Raw genomic sequence first — 22,977 nt, 5'->3', positions numbered from 1 at the left:
TGTATTCGACTTCTGGCAACGGGGCGGGCAATGTTGAATTTGTGAACCCCGCAGACAACCGACTGATCGATCCGTACAACGCGGTCGGCCTGATCCCCAACTTCCAGCCCATCAGCGGTCGAGCTGACATCGCTGTCAACATCGACCACCTCGAACACCTGGCAGCGGGCGCGTTCTGGCTGTCGAATCTCGATATCCCGGTGCGGTTGCTGGCCATTCCAGAGGGGGCACTGCAGGGTTTCACCGACGAGATCCGTGATGCCGACCATGCCGAGTATGCGGCGACGTGTGCCATCGACATCCCGGGACCGGAAACCGACCGACTGGGGGAGATGGCGCGGCGCTGGAATGTGTTCGTCATGGGTCAGGCGAAGGCGCGGCATCCCGAGTGGAAGGACCTGTTCTTCAACGTCGGGTTTGTGATCGCCCCGTCCGGTGAGATAGTGCTACAGCACTACAAGCTGAACGCGCTTCTGCCGGTGGAGCGTTCGGTTTCGCCGCACGATCTGTTCGACTGGTGGGTAGAGCGGTACGGCAGGACCCTCGACGCGTTCTGGCCCGTGGCAGATACCGAGATCGGCCGGCTCGGCGTGATGATGGCCATGGAGGGCAACTTCCCGGAAAACGGTCGGGGCCTGGCGATGAACGGCGCCGAGGTGGTTTACCGGGCCTCGCTGCCGGCGGCATTCACCGAGAACGATGTCTTCGAAATCAGCAATCGTGCCCGGGCACTGGAGAACAACTTCTACGTCGTGGCACCGAACATCGGTGGCAGCATCGAGAACGGAGCACCACCGATCGATGCCGGCGGCGGACGGTCGATGATCGTCGACTACAAAGGCGGAATCGTCGGTAAACAGTTCGACACCAACGGCTCGACCTTTGTCGCGGGCACCGTCAACATCCAGGCGCTGCGGCACCACCGGGCCTCTGCGCAGGTGACGAACTGGCTCAAAGATGTCCGTACCGAGCTCGCGGAGATCATCTACGAACGCCCCATATACCCGAAAAACCGCTACCTACACCGAATCCCGGGAAACCACGCGGAGTTTCGGCGAGAAGTTATCGAGCGCCAGATCGAGCTACTTACCGAGCGCGACATCTGGCGACCGCCGTACCAGAATCCGACGGAATGATCAGCCCATCGCAGCGGTGACCGCTTGCGCGATGAACCGCACGGCGTCGTTGCGACTGACCGAAGCCATCAGCTGTGCTGCTGCTTGGATCTCGGGGCCCACCAGACACGTCGGTCCCTCGGTGAGGTTGGCGAACGCGGCCGCCACCACATCGTCGACGGCTGCGGCGCCCGGCGGTGTCTGTGCCGGAGAGGCGATCTGGCCCCGTTCATGTTCGAGCTTGCGCAGTGCGGGAGTGTCCGTCTTGCCCAGGATCAACCCGAGCACATCGACACCCTTATCGTGCAGCTCGGTCCACAACGCCTCGGCGAACACCATGTCGAAGGCTTTGCTCGCACCGTAGGCCACCATGTTCGGACCGCCGGCGAATCCGGCGCCGGACCCGAAGATGATGATGCCGCCGCGGCCCCGATCCACCATCGGTTGGGCGTAGTGGTGGCACAGCTGCATCGGCACCATGCAGTTGCGCTGCACCAGTGATTCCGCGTCCGCGAGCGGCCCGGACAGGAACGGTGCGAAGTTGGGATCGGCGCCCGCGCAGTACACCAAGAAGCCGATGTCCAGATCCGAGGTGGCTGATATCACCTCAGCGGCAGCTGCGGGTGCGGCCAGATCAATTGCCAGCGTGCGGGTTTGCACTCCGGTCCGGGCTGCGATACCTGAGGCGACATCGTCGAGAACAGTTTGGCGCCGGGCCAGCAGCACCACGTTGAGGCCGCGGCGGGCCAGCTCTTCGGCCATCGCCGAACCGACTCCGTCGGAGGCCCCGGCCACGAGTGCCCACGGCCCGTACCTGTCTGCGAATTCCATCGATGACTCCTTAGACCGCAACGACTCGGACCGGGGTGAAGTGCCTGCGTGCGATGCGCCAACCGCCGGTGGCGCGCACCAGCTCGTCGTCGTAGAAGCCGACGGCGTTGACGCCGGAGTTGTTGTCTTGAGCCATGATCAGCGCGTCGACGTAGGTGCGGGCCGTTGCGGCGTCACCGTCGACGGCGATTGCGTGGTTACTCAACCGGTGCATGGTGTGTCCGGCCATCGCGTGGGTTTGATCCATGAACTCGGTGACCGCGTCCACTCCGTTCCAGGCACCGATCTCGCCGTAGTCGAGCACGCAGTCGTCGGTGAACACGGTCCGGAACAACGGCCAGTCCCGCCGGTCGATGCCGGTCGCATAGCGGACCAGCACGTCGGCGATATCCAGGCGGTCTTCGTGGTAGGTCATGCGTGATCTCCGTTCGGATGCACAATGATTCGGGCGGGCCCTGCCGAACGGCGGGCCAGGTCGAGCGCGTCGGGAACCTCGTCGAGCGGCACCACCATGCCGATGCTGGGCGTCGGGTCCAGGTCTCCGGTGACGATGGCGTCCAGCGTCCCGTACCAGTCCTGCGGCCACGGTCCACCGCCGAACTGCAGGGTCACTCCCTGGCGGGTGGCAGTGGTGATGTCGAGGGTGTCGCCGGTGTACCACCCGCCGGCGCAGTAGATGCGGGTGCCCATGTCGGATTCCTCGACGATCTTCTGGATCAGTCCTGACGCACCGACGCATTCGAACACCACGGCCGCGCCCCACAGGTTGCGTTCGGTACGCACCTCGCGCCAGACCTCGATCGGTGAGCGTTCGGCCGGGTCGACGGCGATGTGGGCGCCGAACTCCTTGCAGGCCAGGGCACGTCGATCCGCCTGGTAGTCCGAGACGATGATCGGTTCGACGCTGCGGCGGCCCAGCGCCGCCACTGCGGACAGCCCGATCGCGCCCGCACCGATCACGATGGGGATCTCGCCGGGTTCGAGTCGAGCACTTCGGACGTAGAACTCGCCGACCGCGAAGGCGTCCGTGAGCGCGACGGCATCGTCAGAGGCGTCGCCCGTGACGGCACGGGCGATCGCTTCGGTGACCACCACCAGCTCGGCGAAACTTCCCGGCGAATCAGGGTGCTGACCGATGATGTGTGCGCCGTCGGCGCCGCCGTTGATCAGTTTGATGGGGATCGAGGTGACCCGGGTGCCGACGGGGAACTGCTCGCTGCAGCCGGGACCGTGCCCGATGACCTCGCCGACGAACTCGTGGCCCAGCACCACATCCTGTCCGGTGTCGTAGAGCGATCGGCCGGTCGGATCGTTGAGCCCGAGTTCCGGGTGGTCCATGAAATGGACATCGGACGCGCAGATCGCGGTACTCAGTACTCGCAACAGGAGCTCGCCCCGACCCGGTGCGGGATCGGCGATCTCACGCACCGTCAGTGTGCCCTCGCGTAAGACGACTGCGCGCATCGCACCTATCGATTCTCGAATAATCGAGATATTCTCTCGAATTGACAAGACCGACTGTAGGAACCGCCCAGAGGGGAGTCAAGGGTGCGCGGTGCAAGTTCGGCGCCGACGAGCCGGGTGCTGGATGTGATCGAGTTGCTGGCGAGTGCCGGCGACGTGCGGTTGCGGTTCTCCGACGTGGTCAGCGCACTGGACCTGACGCAGGCCACCGCACACGCGATCCTCAAGACCTTGTGCGACCGGGGCTGGCTGATCCGTGATCCCGTGGACAAGACGTTCGCGCTGGGACCCGGCCTGGCCGTGGTGGCTGCCCGAACCGAGGCGGCGCGACCGCTGGCACATGCGGCTCACATTGCCGCACAAGAACTTTCAGAGCAGTTCGGGCATGCCGCCTCTGTGGTCGAACGGGTCGCCGATGAACTGGTGATCACCGCGTTCGAGGGCGCCGGGCCGCGGCCGGCGGGCACGCCGGGGGATCGCATCCGGTACGCGCCGCCGTTCGGCGTCGCCTTCGCCGCCTGGGATTCGCCCGTTGAGCAGCGGGCCTGGATCGAGCGTGCACCCGCGGCCATCGCGGGGCGTCTGGAGCAGGTGCTGGCCCAGACCAGGGAGCAGGGTTTCGACGTTGACTGGACGACGCCGGATCTGACCCGGGCAGCGCAGATGGTCGGCTCACTGCCGAGTGACGGACTGCCCGACCACGTCCGCGGCATCACCGATCAACTGCTCGCCGAGTTCACCACCATCGGCCTGGCGCCGGCCGGCGACGCGGCCGGCAAGGCACAGCCGGTGGCCACGATCGCCGCACCGGTGTTCGACGCTCACGGCCGGGTCGCACTCATCCTGTCGGTACACCCGCTGCGGCCCATGACCGCCCGCCAGGTGGACACCGCGGGGCAGCGGGTCAGGCGGGCCGCCGATCGGCTGAGCCGACCGTGAAGCTGAACTCCGCGACCCCGTCGACACCACCGGACACCACGTCGCCGGGTTGCATCGAACCGACCCCGGCCGGGGTTCCGCTGTAGATCAGGTCGCCCGGTGCCAGGTCGACGGCAGCCGAGATCGCGCTGATGACCTCCGGCACCGACCAGATCAGGTCCTTGAGGTCACCGTGCTGCCTGAGCTCGCCGTTGACCCGCAGCCAGATCTCGCCGCTGTCGGGGTGACCGACTTCGGCGACCGGATGGATCGGCGTGCACGGGGCGGATGCGTCGAACCCCTTGGCCCAATCCCAGGGCCGGCTGAGCTTCTTGGCCTCGTCCTGCAGATCGCGCCGGGTCAGGTCGACGCCGACCCCGTAGCCCCAGACCAGGCCCAGCGCGTCGTCCGGTGCCACGTCGCGGCCCCCGGCACCCAGCGCCACCACGAGCTCGATCTCGTGGTGAAACGACGAGGTCAGCGACGGGTAGGGGACCGTGCCCGCCGCGTCGATGACGGCGTCGGCCGGCTTCATGAAGAAGAACGGCGGTTCCCGGTCGGGGTCCTTGCCCATCTCGCGCGCGTGGGCCGCGTAATTGCGTCCGACGCAGAACACCCGTCGCACCGGGAAGCGCTCAGGCCCGGTGCTCACCGGGAGCGACGCCTGCGGTGGCAGTGGGATCACGAAGTCGGCCATGGGAACCATCATCCGGGCATCGCCGTGGCGTGGCACGTCACGAACGTGGATCCTCTGCGAGTTTTCAGCTGTTTTTTCGCAGAGGATCCACGCTCGAGGTGTAGCGCGCAATCCGGCGTCAGAACGCGGCGTTGTCCAGGTGCATGACCTCGCCGTCGACCGACTCGACAACTTCGCGAACCGCCGTCAGCAGCGGCAACATGTTGTGCGCGAAGAACTTCGCCACCGCGACCTTGCCTTCGTAGAACGGCCGGTCGCGATCGGTCGCGGTTGCCAGCGCGGTCTGGGCGACCTGCGCGCCGACCAGCAGGCGCCAGCCGATGAGCAGATCGCCCACCGCCAGCAGGAACCGCACCGAACCGAGGCCGACCTTGTACAGCTGCTCGGGCTGTTCCTGAGCGGACATCAGGTAGCCGGTCAGCGTGGCCGCCATCGACTGCACATCGGCCAACGCAGTGGCCAGCCGCGCGATCTCGGGTTCCAGCCCGGCGCCCTCGGATTCGATCGTGGCCGAGATCTGCGCCGCCACATGCGCCAGCGCTCCACCCTGATCGCGGATGATCTTGCGGAAGAAGAAGTCCAGCGCCTGGATCGCGGTGGTGCCCTCGTAGAGCGAATCGATCTTGGCGTCGCGGATGTACTGCTCGATCGGGTAGTCCTGCAGGTAGCCGGATCCGCCGAGGGTCTGCAGCGATTCCGTCAGGATCTCGTAGGCCTTCTCGGAGCCGACGCCCTTCACGATCGGCAGCAGCAGGTCGTTGACGCGGTGCGCCAGGCCGGCGTCGGCGCCCGAGACATGTTGCGCCACCACAGAATCCTGGTGCGCCGCGGTGTACAGGTACACCGACCGCAGGCCCTCGGCGTAGGCCTTCTGCGTGAGCAGGCTGCGCCGCACGTCGGGGTGCTCGATGATCGCGACCCGCGGTGCGGTCTTGTCGGTCATCTTGAGCATGTCCGAGCCCTGGATGCGTTCCTTGGCGTAGGCCAGTGCGTTGAGGTAGCCGGTGGACAGGGTGCCGGCCGACTTCACCCCGACGGTCATGCGCGCGTTCTCGATCACGCGGAACATCTGCGCGATGCCGTTGTGCACGTCGCCGACGAGATAGCCGACGGCCGGGGTGCCGTGCGCACCGAAGGTGAGCTCGCAGGTCGGTGACGACTTGATGCCCATCTTGTGCTCGAGGCCGGTGACGAACACGCCGTTGCGCTCCCCGAGTTCGAGGGTCTCGGGGTCGAAGTGGAACTTCGGGACGTAGAACAAGCTCAGGCCCTTGGTGCCGGGCCCGGCGCCCTCGGGGCGGGCCAGCACGAGGTGGAAGACGTTCTCGGCGGTGTCGCCGACGTCACCACCGGAGATGAAACGCTTCACCCCGTCGATGTGCCAGGTGCCGTCGGGCTGCGCGATGGCCTTTGTGCGGCCCGCGCCCACGTCGGATCCGGCATCCGGCTCCGTCAGCACCATGGTGCCGGCCCAGCCCTTGTCCATGCTCATGCGCGCCCAGCGCTGCTGCTCCTCGGTGCCGACCTCGGCCAGGGTGTGCGCCATCGCCGGGCCGAGTCCGTAGAGGAACATTGCCGACGGGTTGGCGCCCATGATCATTTCCTGGATGGCCCACACCAACGATGCGGGCGCCGGTGTGCCGCCGGCGTTCTCGGCGAGGCCGATGCGCCACCACTCGGCGTCCTTGACTGCCTGCACCGTCTTGGCGAGGGGCCCGGGCATCGTGATCTCGTGGGTTGCCGGATCGAACTCGGGCGGGTTGCGGTCGCTGTCGACGAACGACTCTGCGACGACGCCTTCGGCAAAGCGGGCGACCTCGTCGAGCATGGTCTGTGCGGTCTCTGCGTCGAGGTCGCCGAACGCGCCCGAGTCGAGGACCGGACCCAAGGCGAGAACCTGGAAGAGATTGAATTCGATATCGCGGACATTGGCGATGTAGTGAGCCACGATCTGCAAGCGTTGCCGACGCCGGACGGGGTACGCAAGCGTAGGTGCAGCAACCTACGGCTACGGAACCGGAGGTTGCCAGCTCCGAGCGTGATGTGAGCTACATCACATTTGATCATGCACCTATCCTTGACCGAGTGTCCGAACCGTCAGTCGCCGAGCTTCGCTCCCGCCTCGACGACTTGACCATCCGCGATGCGGATCGGTTGCGCCGCCGCCTGCGGAATCTGCGTGACGCGGAGCCGGCCAAGATCGAGAAGATCGCCGAACAGATCGCGGCCGCGGAAGGCCGCGTCCTCACCCGCCGGGCCGCTGTCCCGGCCATCACGTACCCAGACCTGCCGGTCAGCCAGCATCGCGATGAGCTGGCCAAAGCCATCAGCGAGAACCAGGTGGTGGTGGTCGCCGGCGCGACAGGCTCGGGCAAGACCACGCAGCTGCCCAAGATCTGCCTCGACCTCGGTCGCGGCATCCGCGGCACCATCGGTCACACCCAGCCCCGCCGGCTCGCCGCGCGCACGGTGGCCCAGCGCATCGCCGACGAACTCGGCACCCCGCTGGGCGACGCCGTCGGCTACACGGTGCGCTTCACCGACCAGGCCAGCGATTCGACCCTGATCAAGCTGATGACCGACGGCATTCTGCTCGCCGAGATTCAAAGAGACCGTCGGCTGCTGCGCTACGACACGCTGATCCTCGACGAGGCGCACGAGCGCAGCCTCAACATCGACTTCCTACTCGGCTACCTGCGTGAGCTGTTGCCCCGCCGCCCCGACCTCAAGGTCATCGTCACCTCGGCCACCATCGAGCCGGAGCGGTTCGCGGCGCACTTCAACGGTGCCCCGATCGTCGAGGTGTCCGGGCGGACCTATCCCGTCGAGATCCGGTACCGGCCTCTGGAAGTCACCGTCGGCGGCGCAGACGACGCCGATGATCCCGATGATCCCGACCACGAGATCGTGCGGACCGAACTCCGCGATCCGACCGAGGCCATCGTCGACGCGGTCCGCGAGCTGGAGTCCGAACCTCCGGGCGACGTGCTGGTGTTCCTCTCGGGTGAGCGTGAAATCCGAGACACTGCAGAAGCATTGAAGGACCTGCGCAACACCGAGGTGCTGCCGCTGTATGCCCGATTGCCCACCGCCGACCAGCAGAAGGTGTTCCAGCCCAGCCGCACCGGTCGGCGAATCGTGCTGGCCACCAACGTGGCCGAGACGTCGCTCACCGTGCCGGGCATCCGGTACGTCGTCGACCCCGGCACCGCGCGGATCTCCCGCTACAGCCGTCGCACCAAGGTGCAGCGGCTGCCGATCGAGCCGATCTCCCAGGCCTCGGCCGCCCAGCGGGCCGGTCGCTCCGGACGTACCGCGCCCGGCGTCTGCATCCGGCTGTACTCGGAGGCGGACTTCGAATCACGGCCCCGGTACACCGATCCGGAGATCCTGCGGACCAACCTGGCCGCGGTCATCCTGCAGATGGCTGCCCTTCAGCTCGGCGACATCGCGGAGTTTCCCTTCTTGGATCCACCGGATGCCCGCAGCATCCGCGACGGCGTGCAATTGCTGCAGGAACTCGGCGCGTTCGATGCGGCGGGCGCGCTGACCGATGTCGGACGACGCCTGGCTCGGCTGCCGCTCGATCCGCGGGTCGGGCGGATGATCCTGCAGGCCGACACCGAGGGCTGCGTGCGTGAGGTGCTGGTGCTGGCGGCCGCGTTGTCGATCCCCGATCCGCGCGAGCGCCCGACCGACCGGGAGGAAGCGGCGCGCCAGAAGCACGCGCGGTTCGCCGACGAGCATTCGGACTTCATCTCGTATCTCAACCTGTGGAACTACCTGCGGGAGCAGCGAAACCAGCTTTCTGGCAATGCCTTCCGGCGGATGTGCCGCGAGGAGTTCCTGCACTATCTGCGGATCCGGGAGTGGCAGGACCTGACCGGGCAGCTGCGCAGCATCGCCCGCGACATCGGGATCCGCGAGAGTGACGAGCCTGCCGAGCCGGCCAGCATCCACGCCGCGCTGACCGCGGGCCTGCTGTCCCATGTCGGGCTGCGGGAGGGGGAGTCCCGCGACTATGCCGGCGCGCGCAACTCCAAGTTCGTGCTGGCGCCGGGTTCGGTGCTGACGAAGAAGCCGCCGCGCTGGATCGTGGTGGCCGACCTGGTCGAGACCAGCCGGCTGTTCGGCCGTGTCGCGGCCAAGGCCGAACCCGAGGCGATCGAGCGGGTCGCCGGACATCTGGTGCAACGCAACTACAGCGAACCGCACTGGGAGGCCAAGCGCGGTGCGGTGGTGGCGTTCGAGCGGGTCACGCTCTACGGGCTGCCGCTGGTTCCGCGCCGGAAAATCGGATACACGCAGATCGACCCGGAGCTGTGCCGCGAGTTGTTCATCCGGCATGCACTGGTCGAGGGCGACTGGCAGACCCGGCACCACTTCTTCCGCGACAACGCGCGGCTGCGCACCGAACTCGAGGAGATCGAGGAGCGGGCTCGGCGGCGCGACCTTCTGGTCGGCGACGACGACATCTACGCGCTCTACGACGCCCGCATCCCGGCCGACGTCGTCTCCGCGCGCCACTTCGACGCCTGGTGGAAGAAGCAGCGGCACAAGACACCTGACCTCCTCACCTTCACGCGCGACGACCTGCTGCGTTCCGAGGACGGTGCGGACAATCCCGACACCTGGCAGGCCGGCGATCTCGAACTGCCGCTGACCTACCGGTTCGAGCCCGGGGCCGCCGACGACGGCGTCACCGTGCACGTGCCGGTCGGTGTGCTAGCCCGGCTCGGCGGTGACGGCTTCGCCTGGCAGGTACCGGCTTTGCGGGAGGAACTCGTCACCGCGCTGATCAAGTCACTGCCCAAGGACCTGCGGCGCAACTTCGTCCCGGCTCCCGACACCGCGCGCGCCATCCTGGGTGACATCGATCCCTCCGCGGGGTCACTGCTGGACGAGATCCAGCGCGAACTGCGCAGGCGCAGCGGCATTCTGGTACCGATCGACGCGTTCGACCTGAGCAAGATCCCGGACCATCTGCGGATGACCTTCGCCGTGGAATCGGCCGACGGCAAAGAGGTGGCCCGCGGCAAGAACATCGACGCGCTGCGCGAGCAGTTGGCCGTCCCCGTCGCCCAGGCCGTGGCCGACGCGCTGGGCGGTGACCTGGAACGCGCCGGGTTGCGGGCCTGGCCCGAGGATCTCGACGAGCTGCCGCGCACGGTGGAAAACGTGAGCGGCGGGCACACCGTCCGCGGATACCCGGCCTTCGTGGATACCGGAAAGGCCGTCGACATCAAGGTGTTCGCCAACCCGGCGGATCAGGCCGCAGCCATGCGGCCGGGACTGCGCAGGCTGTTGCGCCTGACCGTACCGTCACCGGTCAAGGCGATCGAGCGGGGCCTGAGCACCCGGACCCGACTGGCGCTCAACGCCAATCCCGACGGCACTCTGGCCGCGCTGCTCGATGATTGCGCCGACGCGGCCGCGGATGTGTTGGTTCCCAAGCCGGTGTGGACGAAGGCCGAGTTCGCCGGCGTCCTGGCCCGGGCCGGCAAGGAACTCGGCCCCACCACGCAAGCCGGGGTGAGCCGGGTCGAGAAGGTGCTGGCCGCAGCGCATGAGGTGCAGGTCGCACTGCCCGACAAGCCGTCAGCCGCCCACGCCGATGCCGTCGCGGATATCCGGTCTCAACTGGATCGACTGTTGCCCAAGCGATTTGTCACCGTGACCGGCATCGCGCGGCTGAACGATCTGGCGCGATATGTCACCGCGATGGCCCGCCGGTTGGAGCGGTTGCCGCAGGGAGTTGGCGCCGATCGGGACCGGATGTCACGGGTGCATGCCGTCGAGGACGCCTACGACGAACTGGTTCAGGCGCTTTCGCCGGGCCGCGCCGCGGCCGCCGACATCCGAGACATCGCGTGGCAGATCGAGGAACTGCGGGTCAGCCTGTGGGCCCAGCAGCTCGGCACTCCGCGGCCGGTCAGCGAGCAGCGCATCTACAAGGCGATCGACGCCGTCACCCGATAACCGCCGAAACGGTATTCCAGCAGGTGCCTTCTCGCACTATCTCTGCTGGAATACCGTTTCGGCGGGAGTCAGGCGATGGTGTGCTCGATGCGGCCGATGCCGTCCAGGGTCAGCGTGAGGGTGTCGCCGGGAAGTAGCCAGTGCCCGGTCTCCATGCCGCTTCCGCCGGGAAGTGTCCCGGTGCCGAAAAGCTCGCCGGGATAGAGCGGTTCGCTGCGTGACGCGTGTGCCAGCACCTCGCCCAGGCTGTGTTGCATCCCCGCGCTGCTGACAGTGCTGACCACCGCCCCGTTGAGCGCGACGGAACCGGTGAGGGAATTGATCCGCGGCAGGATCTCATCGGCGGTGACCGCGGTGTCCGACATCGAGCTGGCGAAGTGCTTGGACTTCTGCGGTCCGAAACCGCTGAGCATCTCGGGGCGTTGCACATCGCGCGCGCTGAAGTCGTTGAGCACGACGAACGCGCCGATCGCCTCGGCCGCTTTCTCGGGTGTCGCGTTGAACAATGGTGCGGCGAGGACGAATCCGATCTCCAGTTCGAAGTCGAGCGCCTGCGAATAGTCCGGTATCGCAACCGGGGTGCCGGTCGGGACGAAGGTCTGCGCGTTGGACATGTAGTAGATCGGCTGCTGGTAGAACAGCGGCTTGGGTTTGAACTGCGGTACCGGACGGCCGGTCACGCGTTCGTACAGCGACGTCAGCCGGTACAGGCCGGGATGGAAGCGCCGGATCAGCCCACGCGCGGCGTCGATGTTGTGTTGTTCGTACAGCATGAAGTCGCGGAAGGACACCGGCTGGAACGGCAGCAGATGGTCGCTGTGCTGCAGCTGGCGATCGGCCGATGCGGCAAGCCAGGCATCGTCGAAAACGCGGCCGCCGATCGGGGTGAGATCGGGGTACGCAGCCCAATTGCCTTCGGAATCAAGCGCTTCCACGCCGAGTCCGGTGGCCGTGCGGACGCGGCGCAGCTTCACGGGGCGCGTCCGAGTTGCCTGCGCAGGAACGCGGTGACGTGCCCGGCCACCACGTCGGGTTGCTCGAGCCAGGGCCAATGGCCGGTCCCGGGCACCGGCTGCACCTCGCAGTTCCGGAAGATCCGGCGGTAGTCGTCGGTTTGTGCGAATGGCACGTAGTGGTCATCGGCACCCCACACCACCAGGACGTCGCCTCCGTAATCGGCGAGCCGATCGAGGTACGGCGCAAGGGCATTCGGTCCGGTGGACCGGTACAGCTTCAACACCGCATCGGGTGTTCCCCGGGCGAACATGTGCTCGGCGATCGATTCCAGTGCGTCGGCCGGCAGGCCGGGATCTCGCATGGCGAGCACGCGACGCAGCACAGCCGGGTTGCCGATCCGTGACAGTGCCTCGGCCAGCACGGGGGTGCGCCACAGCTTGGCGGCGAAGTGGTTGATCACCACCGGGGCGTTGATCAACGTGATGCTGGCGACCGAGTCGAGATGGTCGACGGCCCACGCGAGTGCCCAGGGCCCGCCGAAGTCATGGGCGACCAGGTGCGCGCGTTCGACGCCGAGTTGGTCCAGGATCGCGTCGAGGTGGGCCGCATAGGCGGCCACCGTGTACGGCCACTGGGCCGGCTTGTCGGCCGCGCCGAAACCCGGCATCTCCGGAGCGATCACCCGCGCGAAACCGGCGACCGGCGCCAGCAATCGATCCCACTTGGCCCCGGCGTTGTTGCCGTGCACGAACACCACTGCTTCTGGTGCTTGTTGCCGGTCCGGGCCTGATGGCCCGGCAACAAGCACCGGCGACCGCACCCCGTCGACAGCCAGCGTGCGGTGTTCGGCAGCGCTGTCCATCAGCGGGATTTTACGGTCGAGTAACGCTTGCCGCGCGTTTTCAACCGATCATTGCGTACCCGTCGCCACCCATGGCACGCGTTCGGCCTCTGCGTCGTCGAGCACCAGTTCGGCCACCCGCGACCGATGGGCCTCCGCACTGCCCAACAGCGCGGCGTCGGTGGTGGCCCGCTTGAAGTACAGGTGCGCCTGGTGTTCCCAGGTGAATCCGATCCCGCCGTGCACCTGGATGGTGTCGGCGGCAATCTTGGCGAACGCGGCCGACGCGGTGGCCTGCGCGATGCTGGTCGCCAGTGCCGGGTCGTCGGTGCCGTCGGTCAGTGCCCACGCCGCGTGATAGGTCGCCGAGCGGGCGTGCTCGAGATCCACCAGGCAATCCGCCAGCCGGTGCTTGACGGCCTGGAAGGAGCCGATCTGCCTGCCGAACTGCTGCCTGGATTTCGCGTATTCCACCGATAGGTCCAGCAGATGCTGTGCGGCGCCGATCTGTTCGGCGGCCAGCAGTGCCGAGGCCACCTGGAATGCGTGGGTGATGACGCGATCGGCCTCGCCGGTGCCTGCCACCAATTGCGCGGGGGCAGCGGTCAAGACGATCGTGGCCTGCGGCCGGGTGGGATCGAGCGTGACCAGTGCGGTGCGTTGCACTTCTGAGGCCGATGCGTCGACCGCGTACAGAGCCACGCCGTCGGGCCCCGTGGCGGCCACCAGCAGCACGTCGGCCGCGTCGCCATCGACGACGCGCTCGACGGTGCCGGTGAGCGTTCCGTCTTCGGCGGCAGTGACATTCACCGCGGTGGGATCGAATGCGCCCGCCTGATCCGGGACCGCGAACGCCGCGGTGCGCGTGGCTTCGGCGAGCGCGCCGAGCAGTTCGTCGCGTACCGGGCCGGCCGAGGAGGCGACGAGCGCCGGGATCGACAGCAACACGGTGCCGAACACCGGACCGCACGCCAATGCCGCGCCGAGTTCCTCGACCGCGATGGCCTGGTCGACGAGCGTGCCGCCGGCTCCGCCGTCGGCCTCGGGAACCGCCAGACCGAGCACACCGAGCTCGGTGCCCAACCGCGTCCACACCGACGGATCGAACCGGGGCTCGGACTCCATCAGGGTCCGCACGGTCTGTTCGTCGAAGTTCTCGGCACAGAACTTGCGGACCGCCGTCCGCAGCTGGGCCTGCTCGTCGGTGAACGTGAACTCAGCACTGTTCTCAACGTTCTCAGCCACGCGGGATCTCCTTCCACGGCATACCGGCATCGGCCCGCAGATCGCCGGGCAGCCCGAGGATCCGTTCGCCGAGAATGTTGCGCATCACCTCTGACGTGCCGCCTTCGATGGTGTTGGCCTTGCTGCGCAGGAAGCGCTGCTGGATCGGGCCGCGCCAGTCCTTGCCGCTCTCGTCGTCGTCGCGGTCGCCCGTCCCGTACCCGTGGTACAGGATCCCTTCGGGCCCAAGCAGATCCATGCACCATTGGTAGATGTGCTGATTGAGCTCGGCACCGACGAGCTTTCCGATCGACCCTTCGGGACCCGGCCCGCCGACGGTGGCGGCAGCGCGGGAACGTTCTGCGGTCAGCCGCTGGGCCTCGGAGCGCAGCCAGAGCTGGGTCAGCCGATCCCGCAGCACCGGAGTGCGCAGATCTGGCCGTGATGCCCACAGCGCCACGGCATCCGAGATGGTCCCGGCTCCGCGACGGTTGCCGCTGCCGCCGAGCGCGCTGCGCTCGTTCATCAGCGTCGTCATCGCGACGTTCCAGCCGTTGCCGACCTCCCCGAGCCGATGCGCATCGGGGATACGGGCATCGGTGATGTACACCTCGTTGAACTCGGCCTGGCCGGTCATCTGCCGCAGCGGCCTGGTCTCGACGCCCGGTCCGTGCATGTCCAGCACGAAGTACGTGAGGCCCTTGTGTTTGGGCACATCGGGATTCGAGCGGGCCAGCAGCAGGCCCCAACGGGCCCGGTGCGCCAGACTGGTCCACACCTTCTGACCGTTCAGCACCCACTCGTCGCCGTCGCGCACCGCGGAGGTGGCGAGCCCGGCCAGATCCGATCCCGCGCCGGGCTCGGAGAACAGCTGGCACCAGATGTGCTCGGTGCTGGCGAGCGGCCGCAGCCAGGAACGCTTGAGTTCGTCGGACTGAGCGTGTTCACGCACCGTCGGTGCGGCCATGCCGTAACCCATGGGGTTGAGGCTCAGCGGTATGGGCCCGCCGGCGCCCTGCAGGATGCGGTCGGCCACGGCCTGCAGACCGCGGGATACCCCGAGACCGCCGAGGCCCTCCGGGAAGTGCACCCAGGACAGTCCCGCGTCGTAACAGGCGGCCAGGTACTCGGGGATCGGGACTTTCTTGGGGTCGTGGTCGGCCACGACCCGGCGGGCGAGGTCGGCGACCCGGTCCGCATCAGCGACGCTGCTCATCCAGCCACGATAGGGAAAGGCATTCAGTGGCTCGCGGGCGGGCGGTAGCGTCACGGTTCGTGGACCGTAAGCGCGTGGTGATCGCCGGGCTCGGTGACTCCGGGGTGCTCACCGCGATCCGGTTGGCGCGTCGGTTCGACGTCGTCGGCATCTCGGTGAAACCCGGCCTGGTCAGTGGCCAGGAGCTCGGCACGCGGCTGGCGCGGCCCGACGATTGGGCGCGCGATTACTGGATCGGCTTCGACCGGTTCCGCGAACTCGACCGGGTCCGCACCGTGCACGGCACGCTCACCGGGGCCGACCTGTCCGCACGCACGGTCAGCGTGCGTGAGGCCGACGGGAACGAGCGGGTGGAACCCTATGACGCGCTGGTCATCTCCACCGGTGTCACCAACGGCTTCTGGCGGCAAGCCGTTCTGCAGTCGGCGGGGGAGGTCGATGCCGGGCTGCGGACCGCCCACGAGCGGGTGGGTTCGGCACGTTCGGTTGCCGTCATCGGGGGTGGCGCGGCGGCGGCCAGCAGTGCGGCCAATATCGCTCTCCGGTGGCCGGACATCCGGGTGGGGCTGTACTACCCGGGTGAACACCCTCTGCCGCAGCATCATTGGCGGTCCCGGCAACGGGTCGAAAGCCGGCTGACCGCGGCTGGGGTGACCTTGCATCCCGGACATCGAGCAGTGGTGCCCGAGGGTTTCGACTGCGCGGCCATCACCTCCGAACCCGTTCACTTCAGCGGCGGCCAGGCGCCGGTGCAGGCAGATGCCGTGTTGTGGGCCATCGGCCGGGTGCGGCCGAACACGGCCTGGCTGCCCGCGGACATCCTCGATGAGCGCGGGTTCGTGCGGGTGACGCCGGAACTGCGGGTGCCGGGGCACGACGGCGTGTTCGCCGTCGGCGATGTCGCGGCCACCGACCCGCTGCGCTCCTCGGCCCGCAACCGGGCCGACGGACTGCTGGCCCGAAACGTGGCCGCCTATTTCACCGGCGGCCGCATGCGCGGCTACCGTCCGCCGGCCAGCCGCTGGGGGTCGGTACTGGGTGTGCTGCCGGACGGGCTGGAAGTGTTCGCACCCAACGGGTTTGCCTTCCGATTCCCGTCCTGGTCGATCGAACGGGTGCTGCAGCCGTGGATCGTCCGCCGCGGCATCTACCGTGGTGTGCGGTCCGACGATCAGTACACGGTCACCAACGGTTGATCGACGGGCACCACGTAGGTGGACAGCATCAGCGTCCTCACCGTGCCGACGTTGTGCGCGTTGTGAACGACGCCGGCCGGGATGAGGAACGGGTCGCCCGAATGCAGGTGCTGGGTGGGCCGATCGTCGAAGACCATGTCCACGTCTCCCTGGACGATGTAGCCCACTTCCGGCCCCGGATGACTGTGACGGCCGGACTCCTTGCCGACCGGGATCTCGAACCTGGTCTGGATGATCTCGAATCCCGGCGTGGGAGCGGCGGAACGCTGGAGCTCGGTGCGCGATACTCCCGCGGTCGGGTCGTCGGCGAGCGCGGCCGGGGCGGTGACCAGGCCGCCGGTCGCGGCGGTTAAGGCGAACGCGGCCAGAGCGAGACGTGTGCGTGTCATGGCTCCATGACACCCGGCTCAGCTCATCGAGTCCAACGATGCTTTTCGATGACAGTCATCTGTATTGGTGATAACCCCTCGCGTTTGTAGCGCCATGGCGGGAATTCGGCCGATTTTCCGCCATGGCGCTACGTACGCGGCTCGTTAGCGCGGCAGCGCCACGGGCACTGTCTGCAGGCCAGGTGCCACGGGTGCGACCGGCGCCGCGGCGACGCCTGGCACCCCGGCCACCCGCGGCACTGCGGCCACTCCCGGAACGCCGGCCGTACCCGGTAGTCCGGTCATCCCGGGCACCGCTGGAGCTGCGGGAGCTGCTGCGACGCCGGGGACCTGGCCGGGCACGGCCGGCATTGCGGGCGCTGCCGCGACACCGGGCACCTGGCCGGGCACAACCGGAGCCGCTGGTGGCGGCGGAGCAGCGGCTGCTGCCGCGTTCTGACTGAGCACCCGCAGCATGTCGGGCTTCATCTGCTGCAATTGCGATCCCCAGTAGTTCCAGTTGTGGGTGCCGTTCGGCGGGAAGTCGAACTTCGCATTCCGCCCGCCGGCAGCCACATACTTCTGCTGGAACTCCTTGTTGGAGTTGATCGTGATGTTTTCCAGGAACTGCGCGCTGTACAGCGTGCCGAAATTGCCGCCGGGGTCGTCGAGTTCGGAGGGAACGCCGTTGCCGCAGTACACCCAGATCGCGGTGTTGTTGGCCACCAGCCGGTTGATGTTGACCGTTGGGTCGTTGCGGCGCCAGGCCGGATCGTTGGAGATACCCCACATGTCGGTGGGGTTGTAGCCGCCGGCGTCCTTCATCGCGAAGCCGATCATGGTGGGCCACAGGCCTTGTGACGGATTCAGGAAGCCGGACAAGGCGCCCGCGAAGATGAACTGGGCGGGATGCCAGATCGCCAGGTTGAGGGCGGCCCCACCGGACATCGACAGCCCGACAACGGCATTGCCGGTTGGCGCGACGTCGCGTTTGGCGGCCAGGTAGGCCGGGAGTTCCTGGGTGAGGAAGGTTTCCCACTTGTAGGTGGTGGTGCCGGCACTGCCGGCCGCGGGGCGGTACCAGTCGGCGTAGAAGCTGGACTGTCCGCCGACGGGCATGACGACCGAGATGCCCGACTTGTAGAACCACTCGAACGCGGCGGTGTTGATATCCCAACCGTTGTTGTCGTCCTGGGCGCGCAACCCGTCGAGCAGGTACAACGCCTGCGGACCACCGCCCTGGAACTGCACGGTGATATCGCGGCCCATGGCTGCTGACGGGACCTGAAGGCGTTCCACCGGCAGGCCGTCGCGCGAATATGCCGCAGCGGTCGGTGCCGGCCCGGCCATCACCAGCGCCGGCAACATCAACCCTGCAATCGTCGTAGCCGCCACGCGGCGCGACATCCGACCGAACATTCTCAGTCTCACACCGGCACGCTAACAACGCCTGAGCTGGGCCTACCGGGGCCGCGCCTGGCGTAACCCCTCCGTTATCAAGGTGATTCGGTTCCGATGCCGGACCGGCGCCACTCGCGCGGTGACAGGCCGTGTGTCCGCCGGAACTGACGGCTGAAATAGCCAGGGTCGGCCATCCCCACCCGGGCGGCGACCTCGGCCACGGGCAGGTCCGTATCGCCGAGTAGTTGACGGGCTCGACTCATCCTGCGCTCGTTGATCCACTCGCCGACCGTGCGTCCGGTCCGCCGCCGGACCAACGTGGTGAGGTGACCCGCCGTCATTCCGACCTCGCTGGCGACGTCGCGCAACGACAGCGGCTCGGACAACCTGCGGTCGATCGACGAGAACACCTCGGCCAGCAACGGCTCGCCACTGCGTCGCAAGTCGCTGACCACATCGTCGGCGAGACGGGCCAGATCGATGAGCACCAGGGTCAGATGGGCCAGCGCGGCTTGACGATAACCCTCGCGCCGACCGGTCAGCTCCGCCTCGATCGATCGGATCGCGCTGTCCCAGAAAGGCTGTCGATCGGCGGGCACGTGCAACTGCAGTAATCCACGGGAGTTCCCGTGGATGAACGGGAACAGCAGGGGGTGGGCCTGCCAGGTGGGCCATGGCGAGCCGGCGTCGTACCCCAGCGCGGTGGGGTCGAAGTACACGCCGATCCCGTCGGAGTCGGCGGTCAGCGGTCGTGGGTCGATCACCTCGCCTGCTGCCACCACGTAGACGACCCCATCGGCCGGCACGTACCAGAGCACCGGGAAGTCGTGAATGTGCGGACGGTGTTCGGGGAGATCTGCGCGCCGGCCCCGGGTCACCGACACCGGCGGCGCATCGCCGTCCGCCCAGTACCGGTACACCGGGACGCCGTCGCGGTGGCGGACCAATCGAGACACATCGGCCATGACGCCAAAGATAATCCTGATACAGCCAATTTTCGCCCAACTCCCTAGGTGCTGCCAAATGGATCATGGAATGCATGACCGAACATCGTCCACATCTTCTGAAGAATCGGCATGACTACCTGCCTGCGGCCGGCCATGATGCGTTCCTGCCCGGTTACGACCTCCTGACGCGGGTCTTGGGGATGAACCCCGCATACCGTGACCTGGTTGCTCAGGCCGGACTCTCCGGCGGCCAGCGGGTCATCGAAATAGGTTGTGGAACCGGCAACCTCACCGTCCGCGCCAAGAAGGCATGTCCCGGCGCCGATATCGTCGGGACCGACCCTGACCCGCGGGCGCTGCGGCGGGCAGAGCGAAAGGCCAAGGGAATGACCGGTATCGGATTCACGCGGGCCTACGCCCAGGAACTGCCGTTCGACGACGGCGAGTTCGACCGGGCGCTGTCGTCGATGATGCTGCACCATCTCGACGAGGCGACCAAGATGGCCGCCGCCCGCGAGCTGTTCCGGGTCTTGCGCCCTGGCGGCAGGTTGGACGTCGTCGATGTGCACGGCGACGCCCTCCCGCGGCTGTTCGAGGACGCCGGATTCGATTGCTCGGTAGTGGGATCCGGGCACATCCGGCTGGCCGGAACCCTTACGTATCTCCGCGCGACTCGTCCGGCGTGAATGCTGCGGGGTCGGCCAACGGGATGAGCAGGCTCGACGGCGCGTCGCCGCCCTGACGGATCCGGTAGGTGCCGCCGGCCAGCGCCTGCCGGGCCGGGTGAGTGGGCACCAGGTGGGGGAAGTCGTAGGTGGTCAGGGTCAGCCGTAGGCGATGGCCCGGTTCGACCAGTGCCGCGGTGGGGAAGATCTCCAGGTCGTACCGGGTCAGCTCACCGGGCACGACCGGCGTGACGGCGGTGCGGGTACTGATGTGGTGCGGTCGCAGCACGGTCCCGTCCGGCAGGTGCCACGTCTTCTCCGGATCCAGCGCCCGGTGCGATCCGAGCAACGCGCCCTGGGTCAGCGGTCGGCTGGCGCCGTCCGGGGCGACGTCGTCGAGATGGGCCACCCACAGCGTCTCGGTGCTGTCGGCCGTCGCCTGCACGGTCAAAACGACTGGGCCGGCGATCAGTTGGGCCTCGGTGAACTCGGCCGTGGTGTAGGTCAGGGCCTCTCGCTGAAGCCGGCGGTTGTCCAGGTCGTAGCGGATGCGCCGACCCGCCTGGGCGGCCATGAAGCTGCCCATCCCCAGGGTCCACTGCTCCAGGCTGCGACCGGATATCGGACCACGCACCGCGTAGCGCAGGATGGCCTCGGTCTGCTCGGCGGCGGGTTCGGCGGCGAGGTGCCCGCCCTCGGCCAGATACAGCCGCGTCGGCGTGGCCTCGGGGAACGGATAGTCCTGGGCCTGGAACCATGCTTTGCTGCCGATGGCCTGGAAGCGGATCGGCGAACCTGTGACCGCGGCATCGGCGTCGTCCTTGAGCCAGCGGTCGAACCAGCGCAGCTGCAGCGCATGCAGATGCAGACCGTCCAGATCAGAGACGTGATACCAGGGCCCCATGATCAACTGCACCCGGTCCGTGAGCGGCTGCCCGGGCTCCATCGGAGCGTTGGTCGGCCGGCCCGTGTAGGCGTTCTGCAGCGCGGCGTAGTTGAGCGGGGCGCCGCGCTGGAAGGCGTCGTGCCAGCCTCCGACCAGGAAGACCGCGACCTTGTTCTCGGCGATGTCGGGCAGTACGTCCGAGGCCCGCATGGTGTCCCAGAACGGACCGTCGAAGGCGGTGTCCCCGCCGGCTGTGGCGTCGCCGATCATGGTGCGGAAGTACTGGCGCTGGTCGCGCCCGCGCTGGCGGACCGCGGCCAGGCCACCGACCCGGGGCCGCTCGTGAGCGCCGCGCTTGGCGAACTCCAGCGCCGGGTTGACCACGTTGAGCAGTGAGTAGACAGCGCCGTAGGCCCGCACCGTGCGCATGTGCGGTACCCCGCCCATGGTGACCACGTCGCGGTAGAAATCGTTGGCGGCCATCACCGGGAAGATCGCCTTCAGCGGTGAGTCGGGGCCGACCGCGGCGGCGGTGAGAAGCTGGTTGATGGCCAGGTAGGAGATTCCGAACATTCCGACCCGACCGTTGGAATTCGGCAGCCGCGCAGCCCAATTGACCAGATCGACACCGTCCTGGACCTGGACGGCGCCCAGCATCTCGAACGATCCGCCCGAGGCTCCGGTGCCCCGCACGTCGGCCATCACCTCGATGTAGCCGCGCCGGATCAGGTACGGGGTGGCCCCGCCGCCGATCTGGGCGGCCGGCGGCGGGGCCTTCTTGCCGTAGGGCGTGATGGACAGCAGCACCGGGAACGGTCCCACTGCCGGCGCGCCGGTCTCGGGGACCGTCGGATAGTGGATGTCGGCACGCAGCACCGTGCCGTCGGAGGCGCGGATCGCCACGTTGTGGTGGACTCCGACGCCGTAGCGGGCCGGCGGGGCCGTCCAGGCCGGTTCCAGCGGTGACGGGTTGCGTTTGCGAGCGCGTGCCGCCGATTGTCCGGCCACCTTGGTGCCGCGGTTACCTCGGACCGTCTGCCACTGGTTCGCCATCCGTCCTCCTTGACGTGTCGGCCTGGCTCCACCGTAATGACAGGCTGCGAGCCGACACCGACGGACTACCCGGCCATGAAGTCCGAGTAGGCCGAGGCCAGCTCGGGTGACAGTGCTGTCACGTTGCACGCGCGCTGCGTGTCACCGATGGGTGCCAGGATGCCGCGCAGGTCGTAGTACTCCTGCGGGTTGGCGGTGAAGTAACCGCGCAGGGTGGCCGCGGCCTGCGGACGCGGCTGGGTGAACGCGGTGGTCACGGCCTGGTTGGCGCCCGGGTGGCTGTCCAGATAGGCGCGCGCGGCGCCGGTGGTGCTGCTGACGGTTCCGGCCACGCCACTGGCGCTGCAGTCGGGTGCGGCGGACGCCGTCGGTGCGCCGATCATCGCTGCGGCCATCCCGCCGAGCAGGCCGGCGGCACATGCGCCGGCAATTCCACGGCGAGCGGTGATATCAGTGAATTTCATGATCATTTTCCTTCGGGATTCTGCTGTCCCCGACCCGAATTCGAAGGTAACCGCGACGCGGCCGAGCAAAACATCTGCGATGTGAAACAGCTGTGGCGGGTGTGGTGGTGTTACTACTGCCACCGTGAATTGCGCCTCAATGCCGACGAATTGCGGCCAATGATCTTGAAATGTCTCAGAGACCGGTAGCCATTCTTAATTGATCGTGATCTCCGGCGCCGGGCGTAGTGACCGAATTGTTATCCGGAGGCGGTTCAGCTAACGGATCTGGTCACCGCTTCAGGGTTAGCCCGGACAACGAGTTGGGTAGCCCGCCATCCCGGTAGATCTGCACGCCAGCCACGGCCAGCATGAGCGCGGCGGTTGCCATGTGCACGACGGCGTCGGTGATGTTGTTGGGGAAGGCGAATATGTAGGCCACCTGGTTGGAGAAAAACGCCCAGATTCCCGGCAGCGCTCCGGCCACCGCTGCCAGCAGGAGATACAGCACGGCCCAGGATTTTCGCCAGCACAACAGCAGGCCGGGGCCGAACAATGCCAGGCCGGCCACTGCATGCCAGCCGTTGTAGTCCATCCCGAGAATCGGTGTGGTCGGTGCATCCGGGCCGATGGCGAAACTCGGCTCGGCAATGAAACCGATGATTGCCTGCACCACATGGAACAGCGAGATGACCAGCAGTCCCCATTGAGCGAAACTCCACCGCCGCATGCCCGGACGTTACGTCTACTACAGCGTGTAGTCAACGGGTGGTCGT

20 protein-coding genes are annotated in these 22,977 nt (G+C 67.5%); 5 read left to right on the top strand and 15 right to left on the bottom strand.

Going from position 1 to position 22,977, the window contains the following annotated elements; genetic code table 11:
- The first annotated feature begins 41 nt into the window (after positions 1 to 41).
- The gene (locus ACWEFV_RS21065) at positions 42 to 1,136 is read left to right on the top strand and encodes a nitrilase-related carbon-nitrogen hydrolase (RefSeq protein WP_450071575.1); all 1,095 of its coding nucleotides are present in this window, start codon (positions 42 to 44) and stop codon (positions 1,134 to 1,136) included.
- Here ACWEFV_RS21065 and ACWEFV_RS21060 read toward each other — a convergent pair whose 3' ends face one another.
- From ACWEFV_RS21060 to ACWEFV_RS21050, 3 genes are read right to left on the bottom strand one after another with little or no spacing between them, the layout of a single operon-like run.
- Positions 1,137 to 1,946: an SDR family NAD(P)-dependent oxidoreductase gene (locus tag ACWEFV_RS21060; RefSeq protein WP_450071574.1), complete on the bottom strand. Its 810-nt coding sequence runs from the start codon at positions 1,944 to 1,946 to the stop codon at positions 1,137 to 1,139.
- Positions 1,947 to 1,956: 10 nt separating this feature from the next.
- Positions 1,957 to 2,361 (bottom strand): nuclear transport factor 2 family protein, encoded by a 405-nt coding sequence (locus ACWEFV_RS21055; protein ID WP_450071573.1) that lies wholly within the window; start codon positions 2,359 to 2,361, stop codon positions 1,957 to 1,959.
- Positions 2,358 to 3,410: an alcohol dehydrogenase catalytic domain-containing protein gene (locus ACWEFV_RS21050; RefSeq protein ID WP_450071572.1), complete on the bottom strand. Its 1,053-nt coding sequence runs from the start codon at positions 3,408 to 3,410 to the stop codon at positions 2,358 to 2,360. Before ACWEFV_RS21050 ends, ACWEFV_RS21055 begins: the two co-directional genes overlap by 4 nt.
- A gap of 117 nt (positions 3,411 to 3,527) precedes the next feature.
- On the opposite strand from ACWEFV_RS21050, the gene ACWEFV_RS21045 reads away from it, so the two are divergent.
- Positions 3,528 to 4,349: an IclR family transcriptional regulator gene (locus ACWEFV_RS21045; protein ID WP_450071597.1), complete on the top strand. Its 822-nt coding sequence runs from the start codon at positions 3,528 to 3,530 to the stop codon at positions 4,347 to 4,349.
- On the opposite strand, the gene ACWEFV_RS21040 is transcribed toward ACWEFV_RS21045, so the two are convergent.
- Together ACWEFV_RS21040 and ACWEFV_RS21035 are read right to left on the bottom strand one after the other, a co-directional pair.
- Positions 4,315 to 5,025, bottom strand: coding sequence for a fumarylacetoacetate hydrolase family protein (locus tag ACWEFV_RS21040; protein WP_450071571.1), 711 nt, complete (start codon positions 5,023 to 5,025; stop codon positions 4,315 to 4,317). The two genes, ACWEFV_RS21045 and ACWEFV_RS21040, sit on opposite strands and share 35 nt — an antisense overlap.
- 118 nt (positions 5,026 to 5,143) lie before the next feature.
- Positions 5,144 to 6,973, bottom strand: a complete 1,830-nt coding sequence (locus ACWEFV_RS21035) for an acyl-CoA dehydrogenase (RefSeq protein ID WP_450071570.1) — start codon at positions 6,971 to 6,973, stop codon at positions 5,144 to 5,146.
- A gap of 137 nt (positions 6,974 to 7,110) precedes the next feature.
- Between ACWEFV_RS21035 and hrpA the strand changes: the two genes are divergently transcribed.
- On the top strand, positions 7,111 to 11,004 hold the full coding sequence (gene hrpA / locus ACWEFV_RS21030) for an ATP-dependent RNA helicase HrpA (RefSeq protein WP_450071569.1): 3,894 nt from the start codon (positions 7,111 to 7,113) through the stop codon (positions 11,002 to 11,004).
- 68 nt (positions 11,005 to 11,072) lie between these two features.
- Here hrpA and ACWEFV_RS21025 read toward each other — a convergent pair whose 3' ends face one another.
- Genes ACWEFV_RS21025 through ACWEFV_RS21010 form a run of 4 tightly spaced genes read right to left on the bottom strand, consistent with a single transcriptional unit; the run spans position 11,073 to position 15,242 of the window.
- Positions 11,073 to 11,978, bottom strand: coding sequence for a fumarylacetoacetate hydrolase family protein (locus tag ACWEFV_RS21025; RefSeq protein WP_450071568.1), 906 nt, complete (start codon positions 11,976 to 11,978; stop codon positions 11,073 to 11,075).
- Entirely contained in the window at positions 11,975 to 12,823 is an 849-nt protein-coding gene (locus ACWEFV_RS21020) for an alpha/beta fold hydrolase (RefSeq protein ID WP_450071567.1), read from the bottom strand. Before ACWEFV_RS21020 ends, ACWEFV_RS21025 begins: the two co-directional genes overlap by 4 nt.
- 48 nt (positions 12,824 to 12,871) lie before the next feature.
- Positions 12,872 to 14,047 (bottom strand): acyl-CoA dehydrogenase family protein, encoded by a 1,176-nt coding sequence (locus tag ACWEFV_RS21015; RefSeq protein WP_450071566.1) that lies wholly within the window; start codon positions 14,045 to 14,047, stop codon positions 12,872 to 12,874.
- A complete protein-coding gene (locus ACWEFV_RS21010; RefSeq protein ID WP_135459573.1) occupies positions 14,040 to 15,242 on the bottom strand; it encodes an acyl-CoA dehydrogenase family protein in 1,203 nt (400 codons plus the stop codon). Before ACWEFV_RS21010 ends, ACWEFV_RS21015 begins: the two co-directional genes overlap by 8 nt.
- Before the next feature lie 59 nt (positions 15,243 to 15,301).
- Between ACWEFV_RS21010 and ACWEFV_RS21005 the strand changes: the two genes are divergently transcribed.
- Entirely contained in the window at positions 15,302 to 16,438 is a 1,137-nt protein-coding gene (locus tag ACWEFV_RS21005; protein WP_167858040.1) for an FAD-dependent oxidoreductase, read from the top strand.
- On the opposite strand, the gene ACWEFV_RS21000 is transcribed toward ACWEFV_RS21005, so the two are convergent.
- The 3 genes from ACWEFV_RS21000 to ACWEFV_RS20990 form a co-directional block, all read right to left on the bottom strand.
- Entirely contained in the window at positions 16,414 to 16,827 is a 414-nt protein-coding gene (locus ACWEFV_RS21000) for a cupin domain-containing protein (protein WP_135459571.1), read from the bottom strand. The two genes, ACWEFV_RS21005 and ACWEFV_RS21000, sit on opposite strands and share 25 nt — an antisense overlap.
- Before the next feature lie 144 nt (positions 16,828 to 16,971).
- Entirely contained in the window at positions 16,972 to 18,213 is a 1,242-nt protein-coding gene (locus tag ACWEFV_RS20995; protein ID WP_450071596.1) for an esterase family protein, read from the bottom strand.
- Positions 18,214 to 18,302: 89 nt separating this feature from the next.
- Positions 18,303 to 19,172, bottom strand: a complete 870-nt coding sequence (locus tag ACWEFV_RS20990; RefSeq protein ID WP_450071565.1) for a helix-turn-helix domain-containing protein — start codon at positions 19,170 to 19,172, stop codon at positions 18,303 to 18,305.
- Between the two features lie 74 nt (positions 19,173 to 19,246).
- Between ACWEFV_RS20990 and ACWEFV_RS20985 the strand changes: the two genes are divergently transcribed.
- Entirely contained in the window at positions 19,247 to 19,840 is a 594-nt protein-coding gene (locus tag ACWEFV_RS20985; RefSeq protein WP_450071564.1) for a class I SAM-dependent methyltransferase, read from the top strand.
- Here ACWEFV_RS20985 and ACWEFV_RS20980 read toward each other — a convergent pair.
- The 3 genes from ACWEFV_RS20980 to ACWEFV_RS20970 all read right to left on the bottom strand — a co-directional run bounded on the left by ACWEFV_RS20980 (position 19,809) and on the right by ACWEFV_RS20970 (position 22,931).
- Positions 19,809 to 21,758 carry a CocE/NonD family hydrolase gene (locus ACWEFV_RS20980; RefSeq protein WP_450071563.1) on the bottom strand — a complete coding sequence of 650 codons (1,950 nt, stop codon included), beginning with the start codon at positions 21,756 to 21,758 and terminating at the stop codon, positions 19,809 to 19,811. The two genes, ACWEFV_RS20985 and ACWEFV_RS20980, sit on opposite strands and share 32 nt — an antisense overlap.
- 65 nt (positions 21,759 to 21,823) lie before the next feature.
- Positions 21,824 to 22,222, bottom strand: a complete 399-nt coding sequence (locus tag ACWEFV_RS20975) for a heme-binding protein (RefSeq protein ID WP_450071562.1) — start codon at positions 22,220 to 22,222, stop codon at positions 21,824 to 21,826.
- Positions 22,223 to 22,493: 271 nt separating this feature from the next.
- The gene (locus ACWEFV_RS20970; protein ID WP_450071561.1) at positions 22,494 to 22,931 is read right to left on the bottom strand and encodes a DUF4383 domain-containing protein; all 438 of its coding nucleotides are present in this window, start codon (positions 22,929 to 22,931) and stop codon (positions 22,494 to 22,496) included.
- Positions 22,932 to 22,977: the final 46 nt, after the last annotated feature.

The organism is Mycobacterium sp. NPDC004974 (assembly GCF_053600815.1).
This window is presented reverse-complemented; position numbering and strand designations above follow the sequence as displayed.

Coding starts and splice junctions, on each gene's coding strand:
- ACWEFV_RS21060 (WP_450071574.1), bottom strand. CDS start 1,946: ATGGAATTCGCAGACAGGTACGGGCCGTGGGCACTCGTGGCCGGGGCC.
- ACWEFV_RS21055 (WP_450071573.1), bottom strand. CDS start 2,361: ATGACCTACCACGAAGACCGCCTGGATATCGCCGACGTGCTGGTCCGC.
- ACWEFV_RS21050 (WP_450071572.1), bottom strand. CDS start 3,410: ATGCGCGCAGTCGTCTTACGCGAGGGCACACTGACGGTGCGTGAGATC.
- ACWEFV_RS21040 (WP_450071571.1), bottom strand. CDS start 5,025: ATGGCCGACTTCGTGATCCCACTGCCACCGCAGGCGTCGCTCCCGGTG.
- ACWEFV_RS21020 (WP_450071567.1), bottom strand. CDS start 12,823: ATGGACAGCGCTGCCGAACACCGCACGCTGGCTGTCGACGGGGTGCGG.
- ACWEFV_RS21010 (WP_135459573.1), bottom strand. CDS start 15,242: ATGAGCAGCGTCGCTGATGCGGACCGGGTCGCCGACCTCGCCCGCCGG.
- ACWEFV_RS21000 (WP_135459571.1), bottom strand. CDS start 16,827: ATGACACGCACACGTCTCGCTCTGGCCGCGTTCGCCTTAACCGCCGCG.
- ACWEFV_RS20995 (WP_450071596.1), bottom strand. CDS start 18,213: ATGTCGCGCCGCGTGGCGGCTACGACGATTGCAGGGTTGATGTTGCCG.
- ACWEFV_RS20990 (WP_450071565.1), bottom strand. CDS start 19,172: ATGGCCGATGTGTCTCGATTGGTCCGCCACCGCGACGGCGTCCCGGTG.
- ACWEFV_RS20985 (WP_450071564.1), top strand. CDS start 19,247: ATGACCGAACATCGTCCACATCTTCTGAAGAATCGGCATGACTACCTG.
- ACWEFV_RS20980 (WP_450071563.1), bottom strand. CDS start 21,758: ATGGCGAACCAGTGGCAGACGGTCCGAGGTAACCGCGGCACCAAGGTG.
- ACWEFV_RS20975 (WP_450071562.1), bottom strand. CDS start 22,222: ATGAAATTCACTGATATCACCGCTCGCCGTGGAATTGCCGGCGCATGT.
- ACWEFV_RS20970 (WP_450071561.1), bottom strand. CDS start 22,931: ATGCGGCGGTGGAGTTTCGCTCAATGGGGACTGCTGGTCATCTCGCTG.